4 protein-coding genes are annotated in these 6,405 nt (G+C 32.8%); 2 read left to right on the top strand and 2 right to left on the bottom strand.

All coding sequences use genetic code 11. The features are described from left to right. Window positions 1–337: 337 nt before the first annotated feature. On the bottom strand, window positions 338–1,297 hold the full coding sequence (locus F6K40_RS22305; RefSeq protein WP_293139296.1) for a GDP-mannose 4,6-dehydratase: 960 nt from the start codon (window positions 1,295–1,297) through the stop codon (window positions 338–340). A gap of 187 nt (window positions 1,298–1,484) precedes the next feature. Further along, window positions 1,485–4,055, bottom strand: a complete 2,571-nt coding sequence (locus F6K40_RS22310) for an FkbM family methyltransferase (RefSeq protein ID WP_293139297.1) — start codon at window positions 4,053–4,055, stop codon at window positions 1,485–1,487. Window positions 4,056–5,078: 1,023 nt separating this feature from the next. On the opposite strand from F6K40_RS22310, the gene F6K40_RS22315 reads away from it, so the two are divergent. Together F6K40_RS22315 and F6K40_RS22320 are read left to right on the top strand one after the other, a co-directional pair. Then, window positions 5,079–6,065, top strand: a complete 987-nt coding sequence (locus tag F6K40_RS22315; RefSeq protein ID WP_293139298.1) for a tetratricopeptide repeat protein — start codon at window positions 5,079–5,081, stop codon at window positions 6,063–6,065. Between the two features lie 158 nt (window positions 6,066–6,223). Then, the coding region (locus tag F6K40_RS22320; RefSeq protein WP_293139299.1) for a hypothetical protein at window positions 6,224–6,405 on the top strand (182 nt) is incomplete at its 3' end.

Raw genomic sequence — 6,405 nt, forward strand, 5'->3', positions numbered from 1 at the left:
AACCCCAGTTAAACTTTAGATTATCATAATTTTCGTGAGGATGCAACCTAAAATCCTTTGACGCGCAATTTTTTTTAGGAGCTTAATAAAATGAAAATGTTTGTAATTTTTCATTTCACGTGGGATGGATGGAAAGATTTGATGATGGAAAAATCTGATTCTAATCTTAAAAGTAAGGGGAGTAAGAGATAATTTTTCAATCTTTTTCCTGTATTGACTCTATTCCACTCCCCACTCGTAACCCAAAAATTTAATCGCGGGTTTAAAGATACCAAATGGTTCCATAAACTCATTGACTTTTCCTCTTCCTTTTGCCTTATTCCTTCTTACTTCTTCTTTAAAAATTAGCCATTCTCTCCTTAACCATAATTCGCACAACATCTGGCATTTTATAATTTGCTTTCCATCCTAATTTTTCTTCAGCTTTGATTGGATTTGCCCTACCAACAGAAATATCAGTAGGGCGATATAAACTCCGATCTACCTCTACATAATTCTCCCAATTTAATCCTACAGAATTAAAAGCTTCAACTACAAAATCTTGCAAAGGATAACTTTCTCCAGTAGCAATTACATAATCATCTGCTTCATCTTGCTGCAACATTAAATACATTGCTTCTACATATTCTGGCGCCCAACCCCAATCTCTTTGTACTAAAATATTTCCTAAGTGTAATTTCTCCTTACTACCTTTAGCAATTTTACAAACAACTGAGACAATTTTTTGAGTTACAAAACGTTTTGGTCTGAGGGGAGATTCGTGATTAAATAAAATTCCAGAACAAGCAAATAAATTATAAGCTTCTCGATAATTTGCCACTTCCCAAAAAGCTGCAGATTTAGCAACAGCATAAGGACTTCTTGGGCGAAATGGAGTAATTTCTGTAGCGGGTTTACCGCCTGTATCGCCAAAACATTCACTAGAACTGGCATTATATAATTTAATTTTTGCTCCAGTAAATCGAATTGCTTCTAATAAATTTAAGGTGCCAGTAGCGATACTTTCTAATGTTTCTACAGGTTGCTGAAAAGACAGACCTACTGAACTTTGGCCAGCTAGATTATAAATTTCATCTGGTTGATATTTGGTTAATATTTGTAAGACACTTCTAAAGTCATTTAAAGACATGGAATCTAACTTGATTTGGTCACGAATACCTAAACGAGATAAGTTGTTAAAACTAGACATTTGAGCATCTCTAGAAGTGCCACAAACATTGTAACTTTTTTCTAGTAATAATTTAGCTAAGTAAGAACCGTCTTGACCGGAAATTCCTGAAATTAATGCTGTTTTCATAACCTTTAATTTAGTAGTAGAAAGAGGGAAATTATGAGGGATAATGTAATTAGTCAGCTATCAGCTAATTAGTTAAAAATTTAGTAGAAATTAAACCAATACTTGCTTCATTCATTAAAAAGTTGTTTGTGCAGAATTCCCGAGGAAAAGCTGACCGCTGACTGCTGATAGCTAAATGCTTATTATATCAATCTGGGATTGTTTCTGCGAGAATTTTTGCTAGATTTTTGATATGAGTTGCATAGTTTGTTATATTTTGATTTGGTAATATTTTTTCCTGATTTTCTAGTTTTAATTTGTTTTTTTCTAGTTCTATTTGAGTTTGTTGAAGTTGAGATTGATAGGTATTGAGTTGTTCCTGATATTTGGATAACTGAGATTGAGATTGTTCTAATTCTGCCTGTACTTCATCTAGTTGAAATTGAGTAATTTCTAATTCTTCTCGCGTATCATGTAGTTCGGAGTGAGATTTATCTAATTCTGTCTTAATATTTTGAAGTTGAGATTCGGCATTTTGAGCTTTTTCTTGGTTTTGCTGAAGTTGAGATTGAGCTGATGTTAATTCTTGGGAAAGTTGATTTTTCTCAGATTGAAGATTTTCTAATTCTTGGCGAGTTTGCTGGAGTTGTGATTCGGCATTTTGAGCTTTTTCTTGATTTTGCTGAAGTTGAGATTGAGCTGATGTTAATTCTTGGGAAAGTTGATTTTTCTCAGATTGAGCATTTTCTAATTCTTGGCGAGTTTGCTGGAGTTGAGATTCGGCATTTTGAGCTTTTTCTTGGTTTTGCTGAAGTTCAGATTGAGCTGATGTTAATTCTTGGGAAATTTGATTTTTCTCAGATTGAATATTTTCTAATTCTTGGCGAGTTTGCTGGAGTTGTGATTCGGCATTTTGAGCTTTTTCTTGGTTTTGCTGAAGTTCAGATTGAGCTGATGTTAATTCTTGGGAAAGTTGATTTTTCTGAGATTGAGCATTTTCTAATTCTTGGCGAGTTTGCTGGAGTTGAGATTCGGCATTTTGAGCTTTTTCTTCATTTTGTTGAAGTTGAGAGTGGAATTGTTCTAATTCTCCTAAGATTTGGTCTCGTTGAGATTGACTATTTTCCAATTCGGCGCAAGTTTGCTGAAGTTGAGACTCAGTAGATACTAATTTTTGAGAAAGTTCGTCTTTCTGAGATTGGATATTTTCCAATTCGGCGCAAGTTTGCTGAAGTTGAGATTCAGTAGATACTAATTTTTGAGAAAGTTCGTCTTTCTGAGATTGGATATTTTCCAATTCGGCGCAAGTTTGCTGAAGTTGAGACTGTATTTGCTGAAATGTTGCTTCAAATGAAATACTTTTTCCTACCTCATCAATATCTACATCCCGAAAAACTGGCAGACTATTCCAAGGTTCAAAAGGTATAAGTTTTGCAGTCGGACAGTGGGGGCGAAAGAAATATTTTCCTGTTTCATTTAAGAGACAACTAGCAAAAGCAAAGGCAGTATTAGAAATAGCAACAAAATCACACTTACTCAATAAGAAAAAATTCAGATATTCTAGATTAACTTCTACCTCCAAATCTCGAACCGTTATAGGATTATATTCAGAAAAATAAACTAGGGGTATTTCCTCTAAATTATCGCTGGCAATAAATAAAACAGGTTCCTCTAAAGTTTCCCATAAACCATGCAACCAAATTTCATACCATTCACTAGGAACAACAACAGAATTATTATTTTCATCTGAGGGTAATTGTAAATGTAAACCGATGATAGTTTTACCAAAAGAGCGCAATTTTTCCCAAGCAATTTTTACTTGAGCTTCTATTTCTGCTACAGGTTGAAATAAAGAACAAAAATATTCTTTCTGAGTCACATAATAGCTAGTGTGATATAAAAATTCTCCCTGAATATCCACATTTTTCCAAATTTCTCCATTACCAGAGAAAATTTCATTATTATTCTCAACAACTACAGGCAAATCTTCAGAAATTCCTCCATCTTTATGCCCAAATAATTCCTGCCCTACCCATTTAGGAGTCTCTACAGATAACCCATTTTCTTGAGCATATATTTTTAAGAAAGCATACTGAAAAATTTGATTCCCCAATCCAGTATTTTTGCCAAGAGTAGACATACTAACTACTTGTTTTCTCACATAAAAAGCATCTCCCCAAGATGGGTGAAAAGGTTTTGCTACTGCCACCATACCAAAACCAGTCTGTGCTAAAAACTCATCAACTTTTTCGGCTATTGCACAACCTTCATAGAGTTCCTCATAATTAACTTTGGTGTAAACTGCATCTATATATTTAAGTAGATTAGTTGCTCCTTGTAATGCTAAAAGTTCTGCCCCTTGAATATCTAAATTAAGGATATTAAAATCTCTTGGAGAAAGCTCTAATTCTTGTACCAAAGTATCCAATGTTTTTGACTCAACAGTAAGTTGATGAGTTTCTTGAATATTGGGGTAAATATCTCGATAATGTTTCAAGGGAAAAATGGAACTACTTTGCCCCATTGAGTTGACATATAATTTGACTTTGCCATTTTGATTACTAATAGCATAGTTAACAGCTTGCACATCTACAGATGCTGTGGAAATATTTGCTTTTAACCTTTCAAATACTGTTGGGTTAGCTTCAATTAAGAGAATTTTTGAGATGCCTAAAGTTTGATAAAGTTTAATATCTTTACCATCATAAGCACCCACATGAATAATACCTCTGGGGGAGACTGAGTTTTGCAAACAAAGGTTCTTTAAATCTAATTTCATTGGTTACTTCAGTTATCAGTTAACAGTTATCAGTTATCAGTACCTCCGGGCTGAATTTTATTTTTTTATCCCCTTAAAAGGGCAGGAGGCTTGAAACTTTATTTTATCGTCAGAATACTCAAATACTTTGCAGTTGAATTTATATATATATTACTAAATAATAGTACCTTATTTTCAGGTGGTTTGATAAACAATTATATAACAATATCGAAAAAAAAATTTGATTCTTTTGAACTTAGGAAATATTTTTCCCAGATTTTTGATATAGTCTGCATAGTTTGTTGTGTTTTGATTCGTTATAGAAATTCCCATTTTTCAGTAAGGTACAAAATTACTTTGTTTGAGAAATTAGGGAGTAAGGAGTAGTAATTCGGGAAAGAGGGAACAGAAAAGAATAAAAACAACTGTACCTCAGTAACTTGAAAAACACTATAGTTTTTTTCTGTGTTTATAGTTTGAAATTTCTTTCTAGTTTTGTTTGAACTTATGAAAGTTGGTATTTGCCGATATTAATGTTTAGTTTTTAGGCATTCAATCATCAGTTTTATAACCTCAGCTTTCCAAATAAGTATTGAGAGATTCAGGCAAAATTAAAAATCTGGATCAAAGCACCAAAGCCAACCTTAACTATTCATAATTAATTAACTCTATGATTAATTTTTACCACTGAAAAGTTATTCCAGTTATTTTTTTATGCAACTGAGATTGAGGATTTTTAAAATTGATTATGTACAAGCTTTATATAGTTGTGATTCATAATTTTTAGCTTTTTATTACTAGAAGAGAACAATGATTCATTCAAGGGAAAGAGTAGAGGTAGAGTTAAGTATTTTTTTCCTTAAACCCTCTGGATATATCTAAATATATAAGACATTGGAAACAGAGAACTAGACTAGATATTCTCATGCACATATTGTTAATTAATTACTCCCGAATCACAAATATACTATAAAAGATTCTTTGGGATGTACTTGAGAAATAATCTTTGAATATACAATATATTTTAGCTTAATATGGTGAAGCATGAAAAATCAATACTTAATTCTGAATGTGATAGAAAAACACCAAAAAGCAACAGAATATTTGGTTTTGGGTAAATTTGATGTAGCGATCGCTCTATGTCATCAAATTATAGAGGCAAAACCAGATTTTATTCCAGCTTATCAAACTATAGGAAATGCTTGGGAAACTCAGGGAAATTTAGAAGCTGCCCTGAGTTGGTATACTCAGGCATTAAAAATTCAGCCTAATTTGGCAGAATTATACAAAATTATTGGTAATTTATATTCTCGAAAAAAACAGTGGGATGAAGCGATCGCTTCTTATAAAAAAGCAATTAAACTAGAACCAACTTTAACAGAAGTATATGAAAAGTTAGGGGATATTTTTCAACAACGTTATCTGGAAAATTTACAAGCAGCACTTAGTAATTATCGTCTAGGAATAAAATATTCTCCGTGGGATGAAAGTCATTACCATAAGTTCTTAGAAGTTCAGCCATATAATCCAGAAATATCTCAGCAGTTGGCTAATATTTTACTTAGTAAAAATAAACTAGAGTCGGCAATTATTTTTTATCAAATTGCTTTAATAACTGAACCAGAAAATCCAGAAATTCATTTTAATTTAGCCAAAATATTGGCAAAAAAAGGTTATCTTGAGCAAGCAATCTCTGAATATCAACTTGCCTTGGAAGTAGAGAAAAATAATCCAGATATTTATCTACAACTTGGCATAGTTTTGGCAAAACAAAAAAGGTTTTCAGAAGCGATCGCCTGCTATCGACGTACTATTGAAATTAATCCTAAGTCAGATTTTGCTTATAACTATTTAGGAGAAGCTTTAACAAAAATGGGAGAGTTGGAAGAAGGAATTTATATATTTCAGCAAGCAATAAATCTCAATCCTACCTCACCTTTATTTCATAAAAATTTGGGTGATGCTTTAGCAAAGCAGGGAAAAATAGATGAAGCAAGTACAGCTTATAGTCGCGCCATTGAATTGGGATAAAAATATTGATAATGGGATAGGGAGATAGGGAGATAAATTCGATATTCGAGTCGCCAAATATTTACTAAGTCTTAGAAACCAGAAGATTCAAATATTTTTGACTCCCATTGTGCCGACTTCCAGCCTAAATTTTGCTTCTCAAAGCACTACCTATATATTTGGCGCGCCATTCGAGTCGCCAAATATTTACTCTTTTTGGAAAACCAGAATATTCAAATATTTTTTACTTCCGTTTTGCCGACTTCCAGCCTAAATTTTGCTTCTCAAAGCACTACCTATATATTTGGCGTGCCAGTCGAGTCGGCAAATATTTACTAAGTCTTAGAAACCAGAATATTCA

This window comes from Okeania sp. SIO3I5 (genome assembly GCF_010672085.1).
GTDB lineage: Bacteria > Cyanobacteriota > Cyanobacteriia > Cyanobacteriales > Microcoleaceae > Trichodesmium.

What these genes read in the sequence shown, in the direction of transcription:
- F6K40_RS22305 (WP_293139296.1), bottom strand. Translation starts at nt 1,297, where the DNA reads ATGAAAACAGCATTAATTTCAGGAATTTCCGGTCAAGACGGTTCTTAC.
- F6K40_RS22315 (WP_293139298.1), top strand. Translation starts at nt 5,079, where the DNA reads ATGAAAAATCAATACTTAATTCTGAATGTGATAGAAAAACACCAAAAA.
- F6K40_RS22310 (WP_293139297.1), bottom strand. Translation starts at nt 4,055, where the DNA reads ATGAAATTAGATTTAAAGAACCTTTGTTTGCAAAACTCAGTCTCCCCC.